This window comes from Mycobacterium sp., assembly GCF_032159565.1.
Classification (GTDB): Bacteria; Actinomycetota; Actinomycetes; order Mycobacteriales; family Mycobacteriaceae; genus Mycobacterium.
In genome coordinates this window covers 1-20,999 of record NZ_JAVHWR010000168.1, presented here as the reverse complement: position 1 = coordinate 20,999, position 20,999 = coordinate 1, and the positions used below count along the sequence as shown (strand labels likewise).

General features: G+C 65.9%; 27 protein-coding genes. 14 read left to right on the top strand and 13 right to left on the bottom strand.

Annotated features, from left to right (window positions below; all coding sequences use genetic code 11):
• Positions 1-192, bottom strand: a 192-nt coding sequence (locus QOC76_RS22415) for an NUDIX domain-containing protein (RefSeq protein WP_526360506.1), incomplete at its 3' end; no start/stop codon positions are given.
• 26 nt (positions 193-218) lie between these two features.
• Here QOC76_RS22415 and QOC76_RS22410 point away from each other — a divergent pair.
• Positions 219-503 carry a 4a-hydroxytetrahydrobiopterin dehydratase gene (locus tag QOC76_RS22410; RefSeq protein WP_526360504.1) on the top strand — a complete coding sequence of 95 codons (285 nt, stop codon included), beginning with the start codon at positions 219-221 and terminating at the stop codon, positions 501-503.
• On the opposite strand, the gene QOC76_RS22405 is transcribed toward QOC76_RS22410, so the two are convergent.
• Entirely contained in the window at positions 448-1,713 is a 1,266-nt protein-coding gene (locus tag QOC76_RS22405) for a mannosyltransferase (RefSeq protein WP_526360512.1), read from the bottom strand. The genes QOC76_RS22410 and QOC76_RS22405 overlap by 56 nt on opposite strands.
• A gap of 121 nt (positions 1,714-1,834) precedes the next feature.
• Here QOC76_RS22405 and QOC76_RS22400 point away from each other — a divergent pair, with 121 nt between their 5' ends.
• Positions 1,835-2,470: a hypothetical protein gene (locus tag QOC76_RS22400; protein ID WP_526360502.1), complete on the top strand. Its 636-nt coding sequence runs from the start codon at positions 1,835-1,837 to the stop codon at positions 2,468-2,470.
• A gap of 42 nt (positions 2,471-2,512) precedes the next feature.
• Positions 2,513-3,463: an Rv1157c family protein gene (locus QOC76_RS22395; RefSeq protein WP_526360500.1), complete on the top strand. Its 951-nt coding sequence runs from the start codon at positions 2,513-2,515 to the stop codon at positions 3,461-3,463.
• Positions 3,464-3,469: 6 nt separating this feature from the next.
• Here the strand turns inward: QOC76_RS22395 and QOC76_RS22390 are convergent, their stop codons facing one another.
• On the bottom strand, positions 3,470-3,616 hold the full coding sequence (locus tag QOC76_RS22390) for a DUF1059 domain-containing protein (RefSeq protein ID WP_526360498.1): 147 nt from the start codon (positions 3,614-3,616) through the stop codon (positions 3,470-3,472).
• A 32-nt stretch (positions 3,617-3,648) separates the two neighbouring features.
• Here QOC76_RS22390 and QOC76_RS22385 point away from each other — a divergent pair, with 32 nt between their 5' ends.
• Positions 3,649-4,302: a nitroreductase family protein gene (locus QOC76_RS22385; RefSeq protein ID WP_526360496.1), complete on the top strand. Its 654-nt coding sequence runs from the start codon at positions 3,649-3,651 to the stop codon at positions 4,300-4,302.
• A 3-nt stretch (positions 4,303-4,305) separates the two neighbouring features.
• Here the strand turns inward: QOC76_RS22385 and QOC76_RS22380 are convergent, their stop codons facing one another.
• Positions 4,306-4,929, bottom strand: a complete 624-nt coding sequence (locus tag QOC76_RS22380) for an HhH-GPD-type base excision DNA repair protein (protein ID WP_526360494.1) — start codon at positions 4,927-4,929, stop codon at positions 4,306-4,308.
• Positions 4,930-5,044: 115 nt separating this feature from the next.
• Between QOC76_RS22380 and QOC76_RS22375 the strand changes: the two genes are divergently transcribed.
• Genes QOC76_RS22375 through QOC76_RS22360 form a run of 4 tightly spaced genes read left to right on the top strand, consistent with a single transcriptional unit; the run spans position 5,045 to position 9,765 of the window.
• Complete coding sequence (locus QOC76_RS22375; RefSeq protein WP_526360492.1) at positions 5,045-5,401, top strand: DUF485 domain-containing protein; 357 nt, start codon at positions 5,045-5,047, stop codon at positions 5,399-5,401.
• Positions 5,398-7,038, top strand: a complete 1,641-nt coding sequence (locus QOC76_RS22370) for a monocarboxylic acid transporter (protein ID WP_526360490.1) — start codon at positions 5,398-5,400, stop codon at positions 7,036-7,038. Before QOC76_RS22375 ends, QOC76_RS22370 begins: the two co-directional genes overlap by 4 nt.
• Positions 7,039-7,080: 42 nt before the next feature.
• Positions 7,081-8,274, top strand: a complete 1,194-nt coding sequence (locus QOC76_RS22365) for an MFS transporter (RefSeq protein ID WP_526360510.1) — start codon at positions 7,081-7,083, stop codon at positions 8,272-8,274.
• Positions 8,275-8,322: 48 nt separating this feature from the next.
• The gene (locus QOC76_RS22360) at positions 8,323-9,765 is read left to right on the top strand and encodes an acyltransferase family protein (RefSeq protein ID WP_526360488.1); all 1,443 of its coding nucleotides are present in this window, start codon (positions 8,323-8,325) and stop codon (positions 9,763-9,765) included.
• A gap of 37 nt (positions 9,766-9,802) precedes the next feature.
• Here QOC76_RS22360 and QOC76_RS22355 read toward each other — a convergent pair whose 3' ends face one another.
• Together QOC76_RS22355 and QOC76_RS22350 are read right to left on the bottom strand one after the other, a co-directional pair.
• Positions 9,803-9,970, bottom strand: coding sequence for a DUF5302 family protein (locus QOC76_RS22355; RefSeq protein WP_526360486.1), 168 nt, complete (start codon positions 9,968-9,970; stop codon positions 9,803-9,805).
• 52 nt (positions 9,971-10,022) lie between these two features.
• Positions 10,023-10,466 carry a PPOX class F420-dependent oxidoreductase gene (locus tag QOC76_RS22350; protein ID WP_526360484.1) on the bottom strand — a complete coding sequence of 148 codons (444 nt, stop codon included), beginning with the start codon at positions 10,464-10,466 and terminating at the stop codon, positions 10,023-10,025.
• Positions 10,467-10,525: 59 nt separating this feature from the next.
• On the opposite strand from QOC76_RS22350, the gene QOC76_RS22345 reads away from it, so the two are divergent.
• Genes QOC76_RS22345 through QOC76_RS22335 form a run of 3 tightly spaced genes read left to right on the top strand, consistent with a single transcriptional unit; the run spans position 10,526 to position 12,689 of the window.
• A complete protein-coding gene (locus tag QOC76_RS22345) occupies positions 10,526-11,350 on the top strand; it encodes a class I SAM-dependent methyltransferase (RefSeq protein ID WP_526360482.1) in 825 nt (274 codons plus the stop codon).
• Positions 11,347-11,868, top strand: a complete 522-nt coding sequence (locus tag QOC76_RS22340; RefSeq protein ID WP_526360480.1) for a DUF1697 domain-containing protein — start codon at positions 11,347-11,349, stop codon at positions 11,866-11,868. Before QOC76_RS22345 ends, QOC76_RS22340 begins: the two co-directional genes overlap by 4 nt.
• On the top strand, positions 11,865-12,689 hold the full coding sequence (locus QOC76_RS22335; RefSeq protein ID WP_526360478.1) for a class I SAM-dependent methyltransferase: 825 nt from the start codon (positions 11,865-11,867) through the stop codon (positions 12,687-12,689). Before QOC76_RS22340 ends, QOC76_RS22335 begins: the two co-directional genes overlap by 4 nt.
• A gap of 2 nt (positions 12,690-12,691) precedes the next feature.
• Here QOC76_RS22335 and QOC76_RS22330 read toward each other — a convergent pair whose 3' ends face one another.
• Positions 12,692-13,057 (bottom strand): Rv1152 family transcriptional regulator, encoded by a 366-nt coding sequence (locus QOC76_RS22330; RefSeq protein WP_526360508.1) that lies wholly within the window; start codon positions 13,055-13,057, stop codon positions 12,692-12,694.
• A gap of 35 nt (positions 13,058-13,092) precedes the next feature.
• Here QOC76_RS22330 and QOC76_RS22325 point away from each other — a divergent pair, with 35 nt between their 5' ends.
• The gene (locus QOC76_RS22325; protein ID WP_526360476.1) at positions 13,093-13,806 is read left to right on the top strand and encodes an SIR2 family NAD-dependent protein deacylase; all 714 of its coding nucleotides are present in this window, start codon (positions 13,093-13,095) and stop codon (positions 13,804-13,806) included.
• 54 nt (positions 13,807-13,860) lie between these two features.
• Here QOC76_RS22325 and QOC76_RS22320 read toward each other — a convergent pair whose 3' ends face one another.
• The 3 genes from QOC76_RS22320 to QOC76_RS22310 are packed head-to-tail and all read right to left on the bottom strand — an operon-like array spanning position 13,861 to position 17,494.
• The gene (locus tag QOC76_RS22320; protein ID WP_526360474.1) at positions 13,861-14,514 is read right to left on the bottom strand and encodes a class I SAM-dependent methyltransferase; all 654 of its coding nucleotides are present in this window, start codon (positions 14,512-14,514) and stop codon (positions 13,861-13,863) included.
• Positions 14,511-15,209, bottom strand: a complete 699-nt coding sequence (locus QOC76_RS22315; protein WP_526360472.1) for a TetR/AcrR family transcriptional regulator — start codon at positions 15,207-15,209, stop codon at positions 14,511-14,513. Before QOC76_RS22315 ends, QOC76_RS22320 begins: the two co-directional genes overlap by 4 nt.
• 2 nt (positions 15,210-15,211) lie before the next feature.
• Positions 15,212-17,494 (bottom strand): MMPL family transporter, encoded by a 2,283-nt coding sequence (locus tag QOC76_RS22310; RefSeq protein WP_526360470.1) that lies wholly within the window; start codon positions 17,492-17,494, stop codon positions 15,212-15,214.
• A 216-nt stretch (positions 17,495-17,710) separates the two neighbouring features.
• On the opposite strand from QOC76_RS22310, the gene QOC76_RS22305 reads away from it, so the two are divergent.
• Positions 17,711-18,229 carry a DoxX family protein gene (locus tag QOC76_RS22305; protein WP_526360468.1) on the top strand — a complete coding sequence of 173 codons (519 nt, stop codon included), beginning with the start codon at positions 17,711-17,713 and terminating at the stop codon, positions 18,227-18,229.
• A gap of 122 nt (positions 18,230-18,351) precedes the next feature.
• Positions 18,352-18,483, top strand: a complete 132-nt coding sequence (locus tag QOC76_RS22300) for a hypothetical protein (RefSeq protein WP_526360466.1) — start codon at positions 18,352-18,354, stop codon at positions 18,481-18,483.
• Positions 18,484-18,577: 94 nt separating this feature from the next.
• Here the strand turns inward: QOC76_RS22300 and QOC76_RS22295 are convergent, their stop codons facing one another.
• The 3 genes from QOC76_RS22295 to QOC76_RS22285 form a co-directional block, all read right to left on the bottom strand.
• Entirely contained in the window at positions 18,578-19,576 is a 999-nt protein-coding gene (locus QOC76_RS22295; protein WP_526360464.1) for an NAD(P)H-dependent flavin oxidoreductase, read from the bottom strand.
• Positions 19,577-19,660: 84 nt separating this feature from the next.
• Positions 19,661-20,413: a 3-hydroxyacyl-CoA dehydrogenase gene (locus tag QOC76_RS22290; protein ID WP_526360462.1), complete on the bottom strand. Its 753-nt coding sequence runs from the start codon at positions 20,411-20,413 to the stop codon at positions 19,661-19,663.
• Between the two features lie 68 nt (positions 20,414-20,481).
• A partial coding sequence (locus QOC76_RS22285; RefSeq protein WP_526360460.1) for a CoA transferase occupies positions 20,482-20,999 on the bottom strand: 518 nt, incomplete at its 5' end.

Here is a 20,999-nt window from a genome sequence, read left to right as displayed (position 1 = left end):
ACCGACGGTCACCAGGACGCCGAGTTCCTCGTGGAGTTCGCGCGCCAAACCGTCGGCGTCGCTCTCCCCCGGCGCAACCTTGCCGCCCGGCAGTTCCCACAGGCCCGCGAGCTCCGGTGGGCGTTCGCGCTGCGCCACCAGCAGCGCCGAACCCGCGATGAGCGCGCCCGCGACGACGATCTGGTTTGGCATCGCGGCTGACGGTATACCGTCGAGATATGGCTGTGTTATCGGACGAACAAGTGGACGCGGCACTGCCCGACCTCAACGGCTGGGAACGCAAGGACGGCGCGTTACGCCGGTCGATCAAGTTCCCCGCGTTCCTCGACGGCATTGACGCCGTGCGCCGCGTGGGCGAACACGCCGAGCAGAAGGATCATCATCCCGATATCGATATCCGCTGGCGGACAGTGACTTTCGCGCTCGTCACGCATTCCGAGGGCGGCATCACGGACAAGGATGTGGAGATGGCTCGGGAGATTGACGGGATGTTAGAAGGGTAGGCCCAGTAGACGCAACCCACGCCAGCGTCACCAACGTCGCCACAATGTAGATCAATCCTGCCCAGGCCAGATACCAGGGCCTGCTGATCTCCCAGATCGTGGGTTGGGCGAAGCTGAGCAACCACGGCACGCCGACGATCGTCAGCGCCAGCCAGCCCCAGCCCAGGATGCGCGCACCACGCAGGCGTCGCAGCGGCCCGTGCAGTAACCAGATCATCAGCGGCAGCACCCAGACCCAGTGGTGTGTCCACGAAATCGGAGACAGCAGCAGTCCGAACAGCTGTACCACCACGATCCGGCCCAGCCGGTCATCCCCGGTCGTCGCCCGCCACGCCAGAAACGCCAGCACTGCGGTGACGACGAGCGCCGCCACCACGATCGGCCCGTAGCCGGCGTCGTGACCGAGGATCCGCGAGATGCCGCCGCGCCACGACTGATTGAACGACGTTCCGATCGGCCCCACCCTGCTGGCATCACCGAGCAGTTCGGTGAAGTAGTGACGGGCTTGGTCCCCGACCACCAAGGCTGACACTCCGATCGTCGCCAAAAACACGACTGCGGAGAACACCACCGTTCCCCAGCGCCGCGCCCCGAGAAAGTAGAGCCCGCTGACCGCCGGCGTCAGCTTCACTCCCGCCGCGAGCCCGACCAGCAACCCGGAGATCCACCACCTCGTGTTGTAGACGGCGTACAGCACAGCCAATACCAACAGCACATTGATCTGGCCGTAGTCGAACGTGCTGCGCAGCGGTTCGAGCCAGATACCGACGGCGGTCCACAGGATCGCGACGCGCCGGCTCGTCGCGAACTCGTCGGTGACGGGCAGCAACCGCTGGCTGATGCGCACCACGCCGTAAAGCGCCGCGACGATGCCCAGCTGCCACGCGAAGGCGACGAGCCCGAACGGCAACAGATGCAGCGGATAGAACACGACGGCGGCGAACGGCGGATAGGTGAACGGCAGCGGGAAGTCCGGCGTCTGATCGGCGTACACGTAGTCGTACAGCGTTCCCGGGTCGTCCAAGGTGGCTGCACCGCCGACGTACACGTGCAGGTCGACGAAGTTCGCGCCGTTGGGCACCAGATACGTCCACGCCAGCCGCACGGCGATGCTGATCAACAGCAGCCATGGCGCGGCAGCCGCCAATCGCGCTGGCAGCCGCGCGACTGTCTTCGCGGGTGTGGCTTCTATTCGACCGACTCTAGCGATCGGTAACCGATTGCCCTCGTCTCAATAACGGTTGCATAAATGCCACACGTGTCACTTGAGTCACAGCAGTAACAAACTAGTTTCGGGTTCAGGCCTTCGCCGTCCAACGATTGGGAGAACCATGAACCGCACTCGGAAACTGTTTGTCTCGTCCATAATCGCCGCCGCGGGCGCGGTCTCTGCGCTGTCGCTCAGCGCGACCGCGGCCGCAGATCCGGTTCCGCCGGCCCCGGTGGACCCCGGCTCCCAACTACTCACCCAGCTCGGGACCGTCGGTTCCGCCGCGCCGATGTTGATGCAGACCCTCGCGAAGGCCATGTCCGGCACCGCGGCACCGGCCGCTGCTCCTGCGACGCCTGCAGTGCCTCCTCCTGGCAGCGCCACCGCATCGCTGACGCTGCCCGAGGTGCCCACGCTTCCGGCCTCCGCTGCGCAGGCCGCTCCCGCTGCCGTTCCCGCCGCCGCACCTGCGGCCGCCGCTCCGGCGAACGCGCTTTCGTCGCTGACCTCGGCGCTTCCGGCACCGCTATCCAACACCGGAGGACTGGCCCAGTTGCTTCCGAGCGGACTTTCGCTGCCGGGTCTGACCGCGCCTGCGGCACCTGTCACGGCAGCCACCGCACCCCTCGCTACGGCGCCCGCGTTGGCCGCACCCGTGGCAGCACCCGTCGCAGCGGCGCCCGCGGCTGCGGCACCTGCGGCGGCGGCGGCCCTTCCGGCCTTCCCGTCCGCGTCGGTGCTCAGCGCCTTGCCGTGATCTGAAAAGCCAGCCCACCCCTTCGAGCGTTTTGGGAGAACCATGTCAGCCACCAGGAAGCTGCTCGCCAACGCCGCCGTCGCAGTCGGCGCGTCAACGGCACTGCTGTTGGGAATGACGGGTACCGCCAACGCCGAGCCGGTCGCACCGCTGCCGATCGATGCCACGCAGGCACCGGGCATGTCAGCGATGCAGGACCTCAGCCCGGCGATTCAGAAGGCGGCCGCCGATCCGTACAACGCCGTGTCGACGCTGATGGCGGCGGCGGCGGCGTTCACCGGTAACTCGGCGGCTCCCACGGACTCAAAGAACATGGCGTCGGCTGTCAACAGCTTCGTCGCCCAGCCCGCTGCCGCGCATGTGCCCGCGCCGGGTGCGGCGCCGGGCGCGGAGGCGCATCTGCCTGCCGGCGTGGATCCCGCCCATGCCGTCGGGCCGGCGCCAGACGCCCTTGCTGCCCCCGCTCCGGAGGCCGCAATGGTTGCCGATGCGGCTCCGGCACCGGAGGCGGCACCCGCACCCGCGCCGGGTCCGGACGGCGCGCCGGCCCCCGAGGCCGCCGCGAATCCGCAGTTCGGTCCCGACGCGCCGACGACGCAGGACTTCCTGTACCCGTCGATCAGCAACAGTTGCCTGAAGGACGGTGGAAATGTTCTGGCGACCGCGATCTCGGTGGCCGGGCCCGCCAAGATTCCGGCGCCAGGACCCGCAGCGGGTCAAACGGCGTACGTATTCACCGCGATCGGCACCCCGGGCCCGGCGGCCGAGCAGAAATTGCCGCTGAACGTCACGTGGGTCAACCTCACCACCGGCAAGTCAGGTAGCGCCACCCTCAAGCCGCGCTCCGACATCAATCCCGAGGGACCCACAACGCTCTCGGTCATCGCCGACACGGGCTCGGGCAGCATCATGTCGACGATCTTCGGCCAGGTGACCACCACCGAGAAGCAGTGCCAGTTCATGCCCACCATCGGCTCGACGGTGGTGCCCTGAGTTACCTCAGTAGGCCATGAAGAGGATGGCGTCCCGGTCGTATTCGCGGCCGGGATGCTGCTCGGAAAGATGCTTTTGCGCCTTCTCGACGAGATCGTCCTCGTCCGAACCGGTGATGGACTCCCCGCAGGGACAGTTCAAGTGGGTCTTCATCTCTCTACGATCCCACAGTCAAGATGGACGGCATGGAGATATACGACGTCATGCGCACCACGGGTGCGGTTCGCGAGTACACCGGCGACCCTTTGTCCGACCAGGTCCTTGAACGCATCCTCGACAACGCGCGGTTCGCGCCGAGCGGTGGCAACCGGCAGGGCAACCACGTCATCGTCGTCCGGGACCCGAAGACACGCGAGGATCTCATCGACTGCACGATCCCCGGAGCCAAGCGCTATATCGCTCAGCTGCGCAACGGGGAGGGGCCGTGGAACCCGTTGCGGCCGTGCGGAGTCGACGCCGAGACGATCGACGCCGTGGAAGTTCCGCGCCAATCGCCGCTGCGCAACGCCGAGGTGGTGCTGGTGGTGTGCGTCGACCTCAACGTCGTCGCGGCCTTCGACCAACACCTGGACCGCGTCGGCCTGATCGCCGGCGCCTCGGTGTACCCGTTCGCATGGAACATCCTGCTGGCCGCGCGCAACGAGGGCTTCGGCGGCGTGCTCACCACCGCCGCGGTGGCCGAGGAGCCGCGCGTGAGACAACTGCTCGGAATACCGGATGACTACGCGGTCGCCGCTCTGCTGCCGATCGGCAAACCCGTCAAGCAGGTCCGCAGGCTGACGCGCAAACCCGTCGCCGACTTCGTCACCAAGGAGCGTTTCGACGGCGCGCCTCTCTAGCGCCTATTTCTTGGCCGCCTTGGCCGCCTTGGCGGGCCCCTTCCCCCGGTCGCTGCGCTCCTGCCCCTGGGCGGCCTTCATCTGCTTCTTGTGCGACCGCACCTTCTGCAGCGATCCGGCGTCGACGATGTCGGCGACCGAGAGATGGGTGCCGGACTTTCCGTAGTCGCCCGCTGCCTCGCGCCAGCCCTTCGGCGTCACGCCGTACTGTTTGCCCAGCAGCGCCAGGAAGATTCGCGCCTTCTGATCGCCGAAACCGGGCAACTCCTTCAGCCGCCGCAGCACTTCGGCCCCGTCGGGTTCGCCCGCCGCCCACACCGCAGGCGCGTCGCCGTCGTAACGGTCGACGATGATCTGCGCCAGCGCCTGGATTCGTTTTGCCATCGATCCCGGAAACCGGTGGACGGCAGGCCGTTCCGAACACAGCGCAGCGAACTTGTCCGGGTCGTAGTCGGCGATTTCACGGGCGTCGACGCCGCCCATGCGGTCCGCGATCTTCTTCGGGCCTGCGAACGCCACCTCGAGCGGAATCTGCTGGTCGAGCACCATGCCGACGAGCAACGCGAATGGGTTGGACTCCAGCAGGGCATCAGCGGCCGGATCCTGAACAAGCTGCAGTTTCGCCACGGCGACAGTGTAGATCGGCGGTTTGGTGGCGCGAACCGCCGGGAACTCACTCCTGTGAGCTAGGTCTCAGTATGCTGTGAGCTGCACAATTAAACATCGAGGTCAGGAGTCCGCGTTGTCCGATACCGACCTTCCGCCCGCGACGGCCGAATCGTCAGCGAGTGGTATTGATTTCGTCGCTGTGCATGCGAGTCCGGAGTTCCAGGAACTGCGGGACAGGCTGCGCCGCTTCGTCTTTCCAATGACTGCAGTGTTTCTCCTCTGGTACTTCGCCTACGTGATGCTCGGCGCGTTCGCCCATGACTTCATGGCCACCAAGGTCTGGGGCAACATCAACATCGGCATCCTGATCGGTTTGGGACAGTTCGTGACCACCTTCCTGATCACCTTCATCTACGTCCGGTTCGCGAACCGCGAACTCGACCCGCGCGCAGCAGCCATCCGGGCCGAGCTGGAAGGCCACGCAGCATGAGAATCGAAATCCTCGCCGCCGAAGGCGAGATCGTAGGAAACCCCGTCGCCAACATCGGGATCTTTTTGCTGTTCGTCGCGGTGACGCTGTTCATCGTGATCCGGGCCAGCAAGAAGAATGCAACCGCAGCCGAGTTCTTCACTGCCGGGCGGTCTTTCACCGGACCGCAGAACGGCATCGCGATCTCGGGTGACTACCTGTCGGCAGCCAGCTTCCTCGGCATCGCCGGTGCGATCGCCGTCTATGGATATGACGGCTTCCTGTACTCCATCGGCTTCCTGGTCGCCTGGCTGGTCGCGCTGCTCTTGGTCGCCGAGTTACTGCGCAACGCAGGCAAATTCACCATGGCCGATGTGCTGAGTTTCCGGCTCAAGCAGCGTCCGGTGCGGCTCGCCGCAGCCCTCACAACACTTGCCGTGTGCCTGTTCTACCTGCTGGCCCAGATGGCCGGCGCCGGTGGGCTGGTGGCCTTGCTGCTCAACATCACCAGCGATATCGGCCAAGCTCTCGTGATCGCGGTGGTCGGATTGCTGATGATCGTTTACGTCCTCATCGGCGGTATGAAGGGCACGACGTGGGTGCAGATCATCAAGGCCGTCCTGCTGATTGGCGGTGCCGCCCTGATGACGGTGTGGGTGCTGGCCAAGTTCGGCCTCAACTTCTCCGAAATGCTCGGCGCGGCCCAGTCGGCCGTTTCGAGTTCGACCACCGAAGCCGTCGCCAAGCGCGACGTCCTCGCCCCCGGCGCTCAGTACGGCGCGAACCTGACGTCGCAGATCAACTTCGTCTCGCTGGCGCTGGCGCTGGTGCTCGGTACCGCGGGTCTTCCGCACGTGCTGATGCGCTTCTACACCGTGCCCACCGCCAAGGAGGCCCGTCGATCGGTGGTCTGGGCGATCGTCCTGATCGGCGCCTTTTATCTGTTCACCTTGGCGCTCGGATACGGTGCGGCGGCCCTCGTCGGACCCGATAAGATCCTCGCGGCTCCCGGCGCCCAGAACTCCGCGGCGCCACTGCTGGCTTTCGAACTCGGCGGCGTGGTGCTGCTCGGCATCATTTCGGCGGTGGCGTTCGCGACCATTCTCGCGGTGGTCGCCGGTCTGACCATCACCGCGGCGACGTCATTCGCGCACGACATCTACGCCAGCGTGCTGAAGAACCACGACGTGACCGAGAGCGAGCAGGTGCGGGTATCCCGCCTCACGGTTGTAGTGATCGGCATCCTCGCGATCCTGCTGGGCATCCTGGCCGCCGAGCAGAACATCGCCTTCCTGGTGGCGTTGGCATTCGCAGTGGCGGCCGCCGCCAACCTGCCGACCATCCTCTACTCGCTGTACTGGCCGCGCTTCAACACCCGCGGCGCGCTGTGGAGCATGTACGGCGGGCTGATCTCGACGATCGTGCTGATCATCTTCTCGCCCGCGGTTTCGGGCGCGAAGACCGCGATGATGCCGAACGTGGACTTCGCCTGGTTCCCGCTGGCCAACCCGGGCATCGTGGCGATCCCGCTCGCTTTCCTGCTGGGCATCGTCGGCACGCTCACATCGTCCGATCGTGGCGACCCCGAGATCAATGCGGAGTTCGAGGTGCGGGCACTCACCGGCGTCGGCGCCGAGAAGGCGGTCACAGCAGACTGATCTGGTGGAATAGAGCAGGTGGCCGAACCGCTGAAGTCCCACATGCTCGAAACCTCGCTCAGGATTCGCTATGCCTTCGTCCTGCTTGCATACGCTTTTGCGGCGATTATGGTCGGCACGACACTGCCGACGCCGATGTACGCGCTGTACGCCGATCGCATGCATTTCGGCGTGCTGACCACCACGGTCATTTACGCGACGTATGCGTTCGGCGTGCTGTTCGCACTGCTGGCCTTCGGGCGGTGGTCGGACGCCATCGGCCGCCGACCGGTGCTGCTGGCGGGCACCTTCTTCGCGCTCGTCAGCGCCGCAGTGTTCCTGGCCGCCGATTCCGTGCCGCTGCTGCTGGTCGGCCGAGTGCTGTCGGGGTTGTCGGCAGGCATCTTCACCGGCACGGCCACCGCTGCCGTCATCGAAGCGGCGCCACCGCACTGGCGCAACCGCGCTGCCGCGGTGGCGACGGCCGCCAACGTCGGCGGTCTCGGCGGTGGCCCGCTGCTGGCAGGGCTGCTGGTCCAATATGCGCCTCAGCCGCTTCATCTGACATTCATCGTGCACATCGGGCTGGTTCTGCTGGCCGCGGTGGCGGTCCTCGTCGTACCGGAAACATCGGAGCGCACGGGCAGCCTTGGGTTGCAACGGCTTGCCGTACCGCCAGAGGTTCGTGCCACGTTCACACTTGCGGCCATCGCCGCATTCGCAGGCTTCGCGGTAACGGGACTGTTCGCCTCGATTGCACCGGCGTTTTTGTCCGGCGTCGTCGGCATCACCAACCATGCGGTGGCAGGCGCCGTCGCGTCCGCCGTGTTCATCGCCTCGGCGGTGACCCAGTTGTTCGCGGGCCGGATCGCACCGAAGCGCGCGTTGGTTCTCGGCAGCGCGATCCTCATTGTCGCCATGGTGATACTCACTGTCGCACTGCAGCTTTCGTCACTATGGGGGCTGATCGCTGCCGCAGTCGTCGGCGGTGTCGGCCAAGGCGTCTGCTTCAGCCGCGGCCTGGCGGCAGTCTCCGAGCTCACCCCGCCGGGCCGACGGGCCGAAATCAGCTCCGCGTACTTCGTCGTGGCCTACGTGGCGATCTCGCTGCCGGTGATCGGCGAAGGTCTGGCGGCGCGGGTGTGGGGTCTGCGCACCGCCGGGGTCAGCTTCGCGGTTGCCGTCGCGGTACTGGCGATCGTCTGCCTCGTGGCGATCATGGTCCGCGAACGCAGGCTGACCACGACCGAGATCTGAGTGCTTCTACTCACACACTCACGCGCGGGTCGCGCCTAGATTTGCGGCATGCCCACCCTCAGGCGACCACGAGCGAGGACCGCAGCGACTGGGCGCCGAGGCACGGCCGTTGCCGTACTGTTTCCCAGCCCGGCTGAGGTCGAGGCGAACACGCCCGCATCGCGGGACCGTGCCATCGACGTCATCCGGATCGTTTCATTGGTCGGCGTGGTCGTCGGACACACGATCATGGCGACGAGCATCATCCGCGACGACGTGCTTTTCTGGAGCAACCTGCTCACCGCCTCCGTCGTCTTCCAGGCGCTGACCTGGGTGTTCCAGATCATGCCGCTGTTCTTCTTCGCGGGTGTCGCGGCGTGCGTCGACCCTCCCCCACAAGCGGGTGGGCCCCCAGCTTGCGAGGGGAGTGCCCCCAGGCACACCGGCGACAGCTGGGGCAACTGGCTGATGCGCCGCTGCACCCGGCTGTACCGGCCGGTGTTCTACTACCTCGCGTTCTGGATCTCTGCACTGGCGATACTGCGCTACTTCCTGCCGGAGCACGTCTACGAACCGGTCGCCGGGATCTCAATCCAGCTGCTGTGGTTCCTCGGCGCGTATGTGCTTGTGCTGGCGGCTGTTCCGCTGCTGACCCGCATCACCACCACCGCACGTCTGTTCGGCGCCGTCGCGGGAACGTATGCGCTCATTGCGGTCGTCGACGCGGTTCGCATCAACGTCGACGGGCTGCCCGCCTTGGGCTATCTAAACCTGGTCGCCTGGTTGATCCCCGGCATGCTGGGCGTCGCCTACCGTCGGCATCTTCTCGCAGGCCGCGCGGCCCTGATGCTCGCCGCGGTCATGTTCGTCGTCAACCTGTCGCTGATGTGGGTGGGGCCCTACGAACTCAGCCTCGTCGGTATCGAGACCCAACAGCTGAAGAACATGACACCGCCGTCGCTGCTGTTGGCGGGTCACGCGATCATTCTGTGCACGTTGGCTATTGCAGCCGCGCCCGCGATCGCGCGGTGGGCGAAGCGGCCACGGGTGTGGTGGCTGGTCGCCATCGGCAACTCCGGGGCGATGACGCTCTACCTGTGGCACATCCCCGCGCTGCTAGCCATGCACCTGGTCTTCGACTACCTGGGCCATCCGCGCTACGACCCGAGCGCTGCCGGCTTCACCGCGCTCAGCATCCTGCAACTGGTGATCATGGCCTGGCTCGTGGCGACGGTGTTCGTCGCGCTGCGGCCGTTGGAGAACAATCCGCTGCCGCTGTGGGACGGCGGCTTCGTGTCCGCCCCCGGTTCACGCGGTGCGGCGGTGGGTGCCCTGCTGTGCGTGGCGGGCGCGGCGACGCTGGCGTCGGTCGGTTGGGGCCTGAAGGACCAGGGGCTCTACTGCGTCGCGGTGATGCTGGCGGCGCTGATCGCGGCCAGATCGTTGGCCGGTGACCGGCCCGTCACCACTCAGCGGGTCTGCGCGGCCAGCCTGCCAGCCAGCACGAGGTAGGTGGCGCCGAAGCTGCGCCGCTCCTCGCGGCAGTTCGCTAACCGCTCTTGCGACGGAACTCCCGCCGGCTCTCGAGCGGTCCGTGCGCCTTCGGTTGCTTGTTCCCGCCGTCTTTGTGAGCGGCACCGCCCGCCGACTTCGCGTTCTTGCGCTCCAGCGCTTCCCGGAACTTCTTCTTGTTGTCGTCTTCCGGTGCTTCAGCCATAGCCGCAGCTTAGCGCGACCCGTCCGGCCCCGTCGCTGCCTCTTGCCCGGCCTCAGCGCATGCCGGGCGGCATGCCGTACAGGTGCGAGATCGGCAGCGTCATCACGACCCTGCGGTCGTCGACCATGGCCCGCCGGTAGTCGTCCCAGTCGGGATGCTCACCGGCGATGTTGCGGTACAGGGCAATCAGCGCCTCGACGGTGTCGTCGTGCGGGGATGCGGCGGGCGGAGTCAGGATCGCGTTTCCCTCGGCCACCGCATACGACCAGCCGTCGTCACTGCTGACATGCAGCGACGCCCGCGGGTCACGGCGCAGGTTACGGGTCTTGGCCCGCGGTTCGGTGATCGACGCCTGGATGGCGAGGTTCCGCGGGTCGAAGTGGTAGGAGATGTTGGACAGCTGCGGCCTGCCATCCCGCTTGATGGTGGCCAGCACGCCGAGCGTGTTGTTGCTGATCACCGCGAGCAGCTTGTCGTCGAAGACCTGGCGTGCCATACCTTGAGCCTACGTCGGCCAGAGCCGGGGCCACCGCTGTTCGAACCTACTATGAGCGAATGGCGGTAATCAGCGGTGACACCCTGGAAGGCGTCTCGGCGACCACGCTGTGGACCCTGCACAACCGCGGCACCGAGGCGAAGCGGTCCGACGGGGTGATCCGCGACCCGTGGGCCGTCGCGTTGCTGGACTCGATCGCCTACGACTACCTGAAGTTCGGCAAGCCCAACCAGTCGCACGGCCTGCGGGCGGCGGCGTTCGACGGGGTGATGCGCGACTATCTGACCGCACATCCGAGGGCGGCGGTGGTGGCCCTGGCCGAAGGGTTGCAGACCAGTTTCTGGCGTCTGCACGCCGCAGGCTGCACCGACGAATTGACCTGGTATTCCATCGATCTGCCGCCGATGATGACCCTGCGCGCGCAATTGCTTCCGCACGACGACCGCATCGTCCCACTCGGCCAGTCGGCGCTCGATCACAGCTGGATGGACCGGGTGGACGACTCGCATGGGGTCTTCATCACCGCCGAGGGTCTGCTGATGTATCTGCAACCCCACGACGCCATCGCGCTGATCCGCGAATGCGCCGCTCGCTTCCCCGGCGGCCGGATGATGTTCGACAGCATCCCGCCGTTCTTCAGCCGCCGAACGCTGAGAGGCGTCAAGCTCTCTGACCGCTATACGGCGCCGCGAATGCCGTTCGGGATGTCACCCGACGACGCCCTTGCGCTGGCCGACACCGTTCCCGGCGTCCGCACTGCGCGCGACATCATGCTGCCGCCCGGTCGCGGACTGTGGAAGGTGGCCGCGTGGCCGCCGCTGGACCGGATCGGCCTAATGCGCCGCGTCCGGCCCAGCATCACGCTGCTGGAGTTCGACCGGTGACCCGATACGCCGCGTTCCTGCGCGGAGTGAACGTCGGCGGGGTCAACCTGAAGATGGCCGAGGTGGCCGCCGCGCTGGAGAATGCCGGCTTCACGAACGTCAAGACCATCCTGGCGAGCGGTAATGTGTTGCTGGACAGCAAATCTGGTGTCGACACCGTTCGCAAGAACGCGGAGAAGGCGTTGCGCGACGGGTTCGGCTACGACGCCTGGGTGCTTGCCTACGACATTGACACCGTGAAGGCGATATCCGACAAGTACCCGTTCGAACGCGAAGTCGAGGGGCGCCACAGCTACGTCACCTTCGTCACCGACCCCGACGTCCTCGACGAACTGGCCGCACTCGCCAAGGACGCCGGTGCGGACGAGAAGATCAAGCGCGGCAAGGGCGTCATCTACTGGCAGGTCCCCAACAAGGGCACCCTGGACACCACGATCGGCAAGACGATGGGCAAAAAGCGCTACAAGTCGTCGACCACCACCCGCAACCTGCGCACAATCGACAAGGTTCTGAAATGAGCAAGGCAGACGGCTCCGCGCTGACCGGGGTCTCCGAGACGGCGCTGCTCACGCTACTGGTGCGGGCCACCGAAGCGCGCAGGCCGGACTCGTTGATCGACGACCCGATGGCGATCAAGCTCGTCGACGAGATCGCCTTCGACGGAGCGAAGTTCGGCTTCACCCGCCGCCAGGACATGGCTCTGCGGGCGCTCACCTTCGACAAGTACACCCGTCGCTACCTGCTCGACCATCCGTCGGCGACCGTCGTGGCGCTGGCCGAAGGGCTGCAGACCAGCTTCTATCGGCTGGACGCATCGGGTATCGGCGACCAGTTCCGTTGGTTGACCGTCGATTTGCCGCCGATCATCGAGCTACGCGACCGGCTGTTGCCGCACTCGGACCGGGTCTCGATGGTCGCGCAGTCCGCTCTGGACTTCAGCTGGATGGATACCGTGGATGCCGCCGATGGCGTATTCATCACCACCGAGGGCCTGCTGATGTATCTGCAGCCCGAAGAGGCACTGGGCCTGATCGCCGAATGCGCCGCGCGATTCCCCGGCGGGCAGCTGATGTTCGACTTGCCGCCGATGCTTTTCGCTTCGTGGATAAGGCGCGGTTCACGCACATCGCTGCGCTACCGAGTGCCGCCGATGCCGTTCACGCTGTCGCCGTCCGAGGTCGCAAACCTGGTCAACACCGTGCCCGGCATCCGGGCCGTGCATGATCTGCCGATGGTGCCGGGCCGCGGCAAAGTGCTCAATTCGTTGATGTGGACATTGCAGCGGGTTGCGCTGCTCGACTCGGTCCGGCCGATCGTCGCCCTGCTGGAGTTCGGCTAGCACTAGCCGAACGCCGCCTCCACGTACTTGAGCGCCTCACCCTTCTGGATGCCGAGCGCCTTGGCGGCCGTCGCGTAGGTGTGTGCGGCAGTAGCCATCGCCGCATCGGCCGGATCAGTGCGGGCGACGAATGTGCCGAAGCGACCGCGCGTTTCGAGGATTCCCGCCGATTCCAGCTCGCGATACGCACGGGCCACGGTGTTCACCGCCATGCTCAGTTCCGCCGCGAGCTCGCGCACCGTCGGCAGCCGCGTGCCCGGTGGCAGCCGGCCATTTCGGATCCCGTCGATGATCTGACTCCTGAGCTGGTCGAACAACGGCCTGCCGGCCCGCGGATCAGCCTGAACCCATTCCCCCAAATCGGTCACGTGCTCAGTATCGCGCATGGCGTTACTTTGGTGAGGTGCAATTGACGGTGCTCAGCGGAGCAGGTATCTCCGCCGAGAGCGGGGTCCCGACGTTTCGCGACGTCGAGACGGGTCTGTGGGCCAAGGTCGACCCGTACGAGATCTCGAGTGCACAGGGCTGGCAGCGGCATCCGGAGAAGGTCTGGGCGTGGTACCTGTGGCGGCACTACATGATGCAGTCCGTCGAACCGAACAACGGTCACCGGGCGGTTGCGGCGTGGCAGGATCACGCCACCGTGCACGTCGTCACCCAGAATGTCGATAACCTGCATGAACGCGCCGGCAGTCAGCGGGTCTACCACCTGCACGGCAGCCTTTTCGAATTCCATTGCGACCGTTGTCAACGCGAATACACCGGGGCCCTGCCCGAGATGCCCGAACCCGTCGAGGCGGTGGCGCCGCCGGAATGCCAGTGCGGCGGCCTGATCAGGCCCAATGTGGTGTGGTTCGGCGAAGCGTTGCCCGATGACGCCTGGCAGAAGTCGGTGGATGCGGTCAGCAGTGCCGACGCGGTCATCGTGGTTGGCACGTCGTCGATCGTCTACCCCGCCGCGGGCCTTCCCGAACTGGCGCTGGCCAAGGGCATTCCGGTGATCGAGGTCAATCCCGAGCGCACACCGCTGTCTGACGCCGCGACGGCGACGGTTCGGGAGCTTGCTGCGACCGCTCTGCCGACGCTGCTGCAGCGCCTCCCCTTGCTTCTCGGCTAATTGCGATTTCGGCGCGCTCATCGACGCTGAGCGCACGACAGCGCGCCGAAATCGCTAGACGACGGGCCTGACCCCGCGGCCGATGGTGTACTCCGCGACCGGCGTCGGGAACCACGCCGGCATGGCCGGCGCGCGACGCGCGTCCTGCACCGCGAAGCCCGCTCCGACGATCGACGCTTCGGTGTCGCGATGGGTGTGGCAATTGCCCATCAGGCGCGGCCACACCGTTGCGTCGGCGACCTTCTGTAGCCGTCCGCGCAACCCGGTGCTTCCGACATGCTCGAGGAAGCGCAGCTCGCCGCCGGGCCGGACGAGCGAGAAAAGTTGTCGCAGAACACTGTCCGGGTCGTCGATCGAGCAGAGCACCAGAGAGCACACGACGGCGTCGAACGCCTTCCCGTCGCCATCGCTGAGGAACTTCTCGACGGTGCCGGTGCTCACCGTGACGGGGACGGGCGCTTTCGCCGCCGCTTCTCGTGCCTGCGGCGCCAGCCGTCGTTCGGGTTCGACGGCGACGACTTCGGTCACGGTCGCCGGGTAGTACGCGAAGTTCGTGCCGGTACCTGCGCCCACTTCCAGCACGCGGCCGGTCAGACCGGCCAGGTTCTCCGTCCGTAGCCGCTGGATCTCCTCGGTTTCGTGATTCGACAGGAAGGTCCACAGTCGGGCGAAGAACGGATTGTCTGTGGTATCGCCGGCGTCGGTCACGACTTCCCCTTCCGCGGTTCACGATTCAGCAACCAGTCGACGGTCTGCTGTGCTGTCGCATCGTCGTCCTCGACGAGCCCGAGCACAATCCGGCCCAAACACGCCGCCGACAACGTCTGGTCGGCGAATTCCTCCACGTCGCCCCACGGCAGATACGGCTTCGAAATCAGCAGTGAGGCAACGCCGTGAGCGGCTGTCAGCAGCTGTAACGCGGCCATCGTCGAATCACCGGGCTGGTAGACACCCTCCTCGATCAACTTCTCGACCGAGCTACGCAGGTGCTGAAACGCCGAGCTGTTCAGTGTCATGTCGATGTCGCTGCCGGGCCTGCCCTCACCCATCGTGGCGATGCGGTACAACTCGGGCGTCTGCATCGCGAACCGGACATACGCCAGGCCCTGCGCCCGCAGCACCTCGACCGTCGACGGCTCGTCAAGGGCAGCCCGCTGCATTTCCTCGTCGAGCTTCTCGAAGTACCGCGCACAGACCGCGTCCAGCAGCGTGTCCTTGTCGGCGAAGTGCAGGTAGATCGATGGCGGTGTGACGCCGACGCGTTGCGCGACCGACCGGATGGACACCGCCTTGGCGTGCCCGGTCTCCAGCAGCAACTGGGTGGTGGCGTCCAGGATTTCGTTCCTCAGCTGCTCGCCGGAGCCACGCGGCGCACGCCGTCGCTTGAGGGGCTGTAGGGACATCGTCAACCAGTGTCCGTCACCGAGACCGCGGCCCGCACCTGTTTCTCCGCCGCGGGAATCGGGGCGTCGGACGATTCGCTGATGCCAATGCGATCGTGCAGCCGGGCCAACGGTTTGGGCGCCCACCAGTTCCAGCGGCCCAGCACGTGCATGAACGCGGGCACAAGCAGCGTGCGCACCAGCGTCGCATCGACGAGGATCGCCAGCGTCAGGCCGACACCGAACATCCGCATGAACGCGACCTGGGCAGCCATCAAGGCGGCGAACGAAATCGACATCACCAGCGCCGCGGCGGTGACCACCCGGCCGGTTCGGGCCAGGCCGCGGGCAACGGCTTCGTCGTTGTCGGCCCGCGTCCGCCCAGGTGAAGACAGCCAGTTCTCCCGGATTCGGCTGACGAGGAACACCTCGTAATCCATCGCCAATCCGAATGCGATGCAGAACAACAGCACCGGCATGTTGGTGACCAGTGTTCCGGTTGATGTCGTGCCCAGCGCGCCGAGGTGGCCCTCCTGGAAGATCCACACCAACGCCCCGAACGCCGCCGTCAGCGACAACACGTTGAGCACCAACGCTTTCAGCGGCAGAACCACGCTGCCCGTCAGGAGGAACAACAGCACGAACGTGATCACGGCGATCACGGCAAGTACCACCGGGAGTCGGTCGGTGATGCCCGTCGTGCTGTCCTCGTTGATCTGCGCGACACCGGTCAGCGCCACCGGCTTACCTGCGGGCGTGCTCACCTCTCGCAGCTGATCGAGTTGCGAATCGGAGGCGTCGGAGAACAGCGGAGCGTCGCTGCCGACGGTCAGGAACGCACTACCGTTCTTCAATCCCGTTGCCGCCGAGGGCGGCCCGGCTGATGCGCCGTCGACGAACGTACCTGTCGGCGACGAGACCGATGACACGTCGGATACCCGGGAAAGCTCGGCGGCGTAGCGGCCGAGGTCTTGCGGCGTCACGCCGGTCGCGTCGGGAATGACGACCGTCACGTTGCGGGCCGAGTCGACGGCGAAGTCGTTGCGCATCTGATCGCCGACCTGACGCGCCGACAACGAGCCGGGCAGGACGCGGTCGTCGGGGAAACCCCATCTGGCGCCGAGGAACGGTGCGCCGAGAACGAGGAGCAGAGCGACAATCGCAAGACCGATCGGAATCGACCGGCGCATGACGAATTTCGTGGACCGGTACCAGAAGTTCTCTTCGAGGGGCTTCGGCGTCGGCTCGGGACGCGCGAGTATCCGCCGGATCAGGCGCCGCACGTCCAGCGCATCCAGCCGATCGCCCAGAAGGACGATGGCGGCGGGGGCCACCACGACGGCGGCGACTGCCGCGAATGTCACCACGGCGATTCCCGCATACGCGAACGACTTGAGGAAGTACATCGGGAACAGCACCATCGCGACCATCGACAGCGCGACCGTCAAGGCCGAGAACAGCACGGTGCGCCCGGCGGTGGCTATGGTGCGTGTCAGCGCCTCATCCCGCAACGATCCTGCTGCCAGCTCGTCGCGATAGCGGCTGACGATCAGCAACGTGTAGTCGATGGCCAGCGCAAGCCCCATTGCGACGCTCAGATTGAGCGCGAATATGGATACGTCGGTGACGAAGGTGATCGCGTGCAGCACCGCCATCGACCCCAGGATCGCGAACGCGCCGACCGCCAACGGCAGGGCCGCGGTCAGCAGGCCACCGAACACCCACACCAAGACGACGAAGCTGAGCGGAATCGCGATGGATTCCATCAGCAGCAGGTCTTTCTCGGTCTGGCCGTTGATCTGCACGTAGATCATCGCTTCACCGCCTGCGCGCACCGTGACGCCGTCGCGGTCGTGTACGAGCCTTTCGGTGAGTGCCTTGGTGTACTTCTGCGCATCGCTTTCGCCGCCGGCGATGCCGGCGATGATCAGGCCGGTCTTGTCGTCCTTGCTGACCAGTGCCGGAACAGCGGCCGCGGGCGCGGTCCACGCCGAGGTCACGTCGCCCACGTGCGGTGACGCCTCCAGCTGCGCGACGATGTCGGTGCCGACCGCTCGCGACTCGGGGCTCTGCGCCCCGCCGTCCGACGTCAGGCTGATGATGAGCTCCATGTCACCCTGACCGAATCTGTCGACCAACACCTTGCTGGCCTTCGCGGATTCGGATGTCGGATCCTGGAACCCACCTGCGGACAGGCTCTTGGTGACGGGAATGCCGAAGATGCCCGTGGCCACCATCACCAGCAGCGCGATGGCGATGATCCGCTTGGGGGCCTTGATGGCCATCCGAGCGATGTGTTGCAGCACGTGGTGTCTCCTCGAAGGAAATCGGGGGAAGCTATCCGCGATAACCTAACAACGATAACCTAGCCTCGTCAACGCGGTTGTCCGCTGATAGCCAGTTCCCATGCCGCCAAATCGTTCACCCGCGAAAGGGCCGCGATGAGTTAGAGCTCGAACGACGGTCAAAAGTGCATGACCAACGCATCCACAGGGACCTCACAGGCCCTTAAGCTCGGCAGCATGGCGACCACCGACATCCCCGCGACCACCTCACCGGCCGATCTCGGCTTGCTTATCCTGCGCATCGGCGTCGGAGCGGCGATGATCCAGGCCGGCCTGATCAAAGTTTTCGACTTCGGCACCACCGCAGGCTTCATGGAATCCGCCGGGTGGAACCTGCCGACGCTGGCCGCGCTCATGGTGACCGCCGCCGAGACGGCGGGCGGTATCGGATTGATCCTCGGCGTCCTGACGCCGTTGGCCGCGTGCGCGGTGGTCGGCGCGATGATCTGCGCATGGGCCGTCAACGTCTCGCAGGGCGCCTTCTGGTCGGAGCCGTTCAACGTGCCGTTCCTGCTATTCATCGGCGCTGCGACGCTGCTGTTCACCGGAGCGGGGGTGTACTCCGTCGACGCCAAGGTGCTCGGGAGGGTGCGTTGGTCGCCCAGAATCGCGGCCGGGTTGCTCGCTCTGGCGTTCGCCGTGGCGATTCTGACCTGGATTCTGCTGAACGGCACAAATCCGATTCATTTCAGCTGACCGGCGTAATCCCAGGTCAGCTACTCGCCAGTAACCGCAGGCCCTACTCGGCAGTAATATTGCCAGGATTTTCCGAATCGTGACTCAAAGAATCCTTAGAAGTCACCCATACGCTGAGTGACATGTGGATCGACGACACCAGTGCTGATGTCATCAAGGTTGACTTCGAGGCGCTCTACCACGGCGATGTTCTCGTCGAGGGCGACACCTCAGAGCAGCTCGACGACAGCCAGCAGCTCCCCTACGCGGTCTGAGGCAACGCGCTCGCACCGAGCGCGTTTGACCCGTCAGACAGTTTGCCCCTCACAGGGCCCTCGTTGATTCTTCTTTGCTTCCGAAACCGATGGCTTACGCGACGTTCTCTTTCGCCGTCGTATCGACCATGTCGGCCAGTCGTTCGATGATCAGCTCTTCGGCGTCTGCCACGATGCGTGAAATCAGCTCATCGCACGTCGGGATATCGTTGATCAATCCCATCGCCGTGCCGACCGACCAAATCCCGGCGTCCAGATCGCCGATCTCATAGACCTTGACGCCACGCGAGCCCGCGACGAGGTCCTTGACGTCCTCGAACTGACCGCCGTTGTTGAGAATCTCCACCACCTCGCGCGACACCGCGTTGCTTGCGACCCGCGCGGTGTTGCGCAGCGGCCGGAAGATCATCTCGGTGTCGAGTTCGGTGCCCGCCACGATCGCTTCCTTGACCTTTTGGTGGATGGCCGACTCGGCGGTGCACATGAACCGCGAGCCCATGTTGATGCCGTCGGCGCCAAGGGCCAGCGCAGCGACCAGTCCGCGGCCGTCGGCGAAGCCGCCGGAGGCGATCATCGGAATGTCGATCTTGGCGGCCGCCGCGGGAATCAACACCAAGCCCGGGATGTCGTCCTCGCCCGGATGGCCTGCGCATTCGAAGCCGTCAATGCTGATGCCGTCGACGCCGAGGCTCTGCGCCTTCACCGCATGGCGCACCGAGGTGCACTTGTGCAGCACCTTGATCCCGTTCTCATGAAACATCGGCAGGTGCGGCGCCGGATTCGAGCCTGCGGTCTCGACGATCTTGATGCCGGCGTCGACCATCACCTGCCGATACTCGTCATAGGGCGGCGGGTTGATCGTCGGCAGGATCGTCAGGTTCACGCCGAACGGCTCGTCGGTCAGATCGCGGCACTTGGCAATCTCCTTCGCCAGATCCGCAGGCGTCGGCTGCGTCAACGCGGTAATGAAACCCAGCGCCCCCGCATTCGCCACTGCCGCAACGAGTTCCGCGCGGCCCACCCACTGCATTCCACCCTGCACAACAGGGTGCTCGACCCCGAAAGTCTCGGTGAACTTCGTCCTGATGCTCATCGGTATTGTCTCTCCCCTGTCCTTCGGCCGTGGCCCCACTTCACGCAAGCTCTCATCGGTGCTGTCTCCTCTTCGCGCAAGCGCTCATCGGGGAGCCATCCTGATCGCGCCGTCGAGGCGGATGACCTCCCCGTTCAGCATCGGGTTCTCCACGATGTGCACGGCCAGCGCGCCGTACTCGTCGGGGTCGCCGAGGCGCGCGGGGTGGGGCACCTGCTTGCCGAGTGAGGCCTGCGCCTCCTCGGGCAGCGAGCCCAGCAGCGGGGTCTTGAACAGACCCGGCGCAATCGTCACCACGCGGATCAGATCGCGCGACAGATCCCGGGCGATCGGCAACGTCATGCCGACGACGCCACCCTTGGACGCCGAATACGCCGCCTGCCCGATCTGGCCTTCGAACGCCGCCACCGACGCGGTGTTGATGATGACCCCGCGCTCGCCGTTGATCGGTTCGGTCTTGGCGATCCGCTCGGCGGCCAACCGCAGCACGTTGAAGGTGCCGATCAGGTTGACCTCGATGACCTTCTTGAACCCGTCGAGCGGGAACGGGCCGTCCTTGCCAAGCGTCTTGATCGCGTTGCCGATGCCCGCGCAGTTCACGTTGATGCGCAGCGGGCCGATCTTGTCGGCGGCGTCGAGCGCTGCGGTGACGGCGTCGGGATCGGTGACGTTGGTCTCGACGAACTGGGCGCGATCGCCGAGTTCGGCCACCGCGTCCTCACCTCTGAGGTCGACGACGACCACCGACGCACCCCTGTCAAGCAGCCGCTTGGTGGTCGCCAGGCCGAGACCTGAGGCTCCTCCGGTGACGACGGCTACGGCATCCTTGATCTCCACTTAGTGCGTTCCTTCCTTTGTGCCGTGCTTCTCCTCGGGCCTTTGCGGCCCGCATCGTCGCGTGGCGTTTATTTCCAGTCGCGCAGAACGGTCTCGATGTCCGTGCCCGGCTCGCCCAGCGGCTTCGGGGTGGACGGCGCGCTGCGGGAGAACCGCGGCGCGGGTGACGGCAGCAGCACATCGCCGTCGAGATAGAACGTGTCGCGTTCGGTGATGTGCGGTTCGTTCTGCACCTCGGCGAAGGACAGCACCGGGGTGGCGCAGGCGTCGCTGTCGGCGAACACGTTGGCCCAGTGGTCACGGTCTTTCGACGCGAACACTTCGGCGAACCGGGCGCGCAGCTCAGGCCACCGGCTGACGTCCTGCTGCGCGGGCAGATCCTCACCGTCGAGGCCCAGACCCTTGAGCAACTCCGCGTAGAACTGCGGCTCGATCGAGCCGATTGCCATGTAGCGGCCGTCGGCGCACTCGTAGGTGTCGTAGTAGGGGGCGCCGCTGTCGAGCATGTTGGTGCCGCGTTCGTCGGACCAGAGCCCGCCTGCGCGCATCCCCCACATCATCGCCATCAGGATGTTGGAGCCGTCGA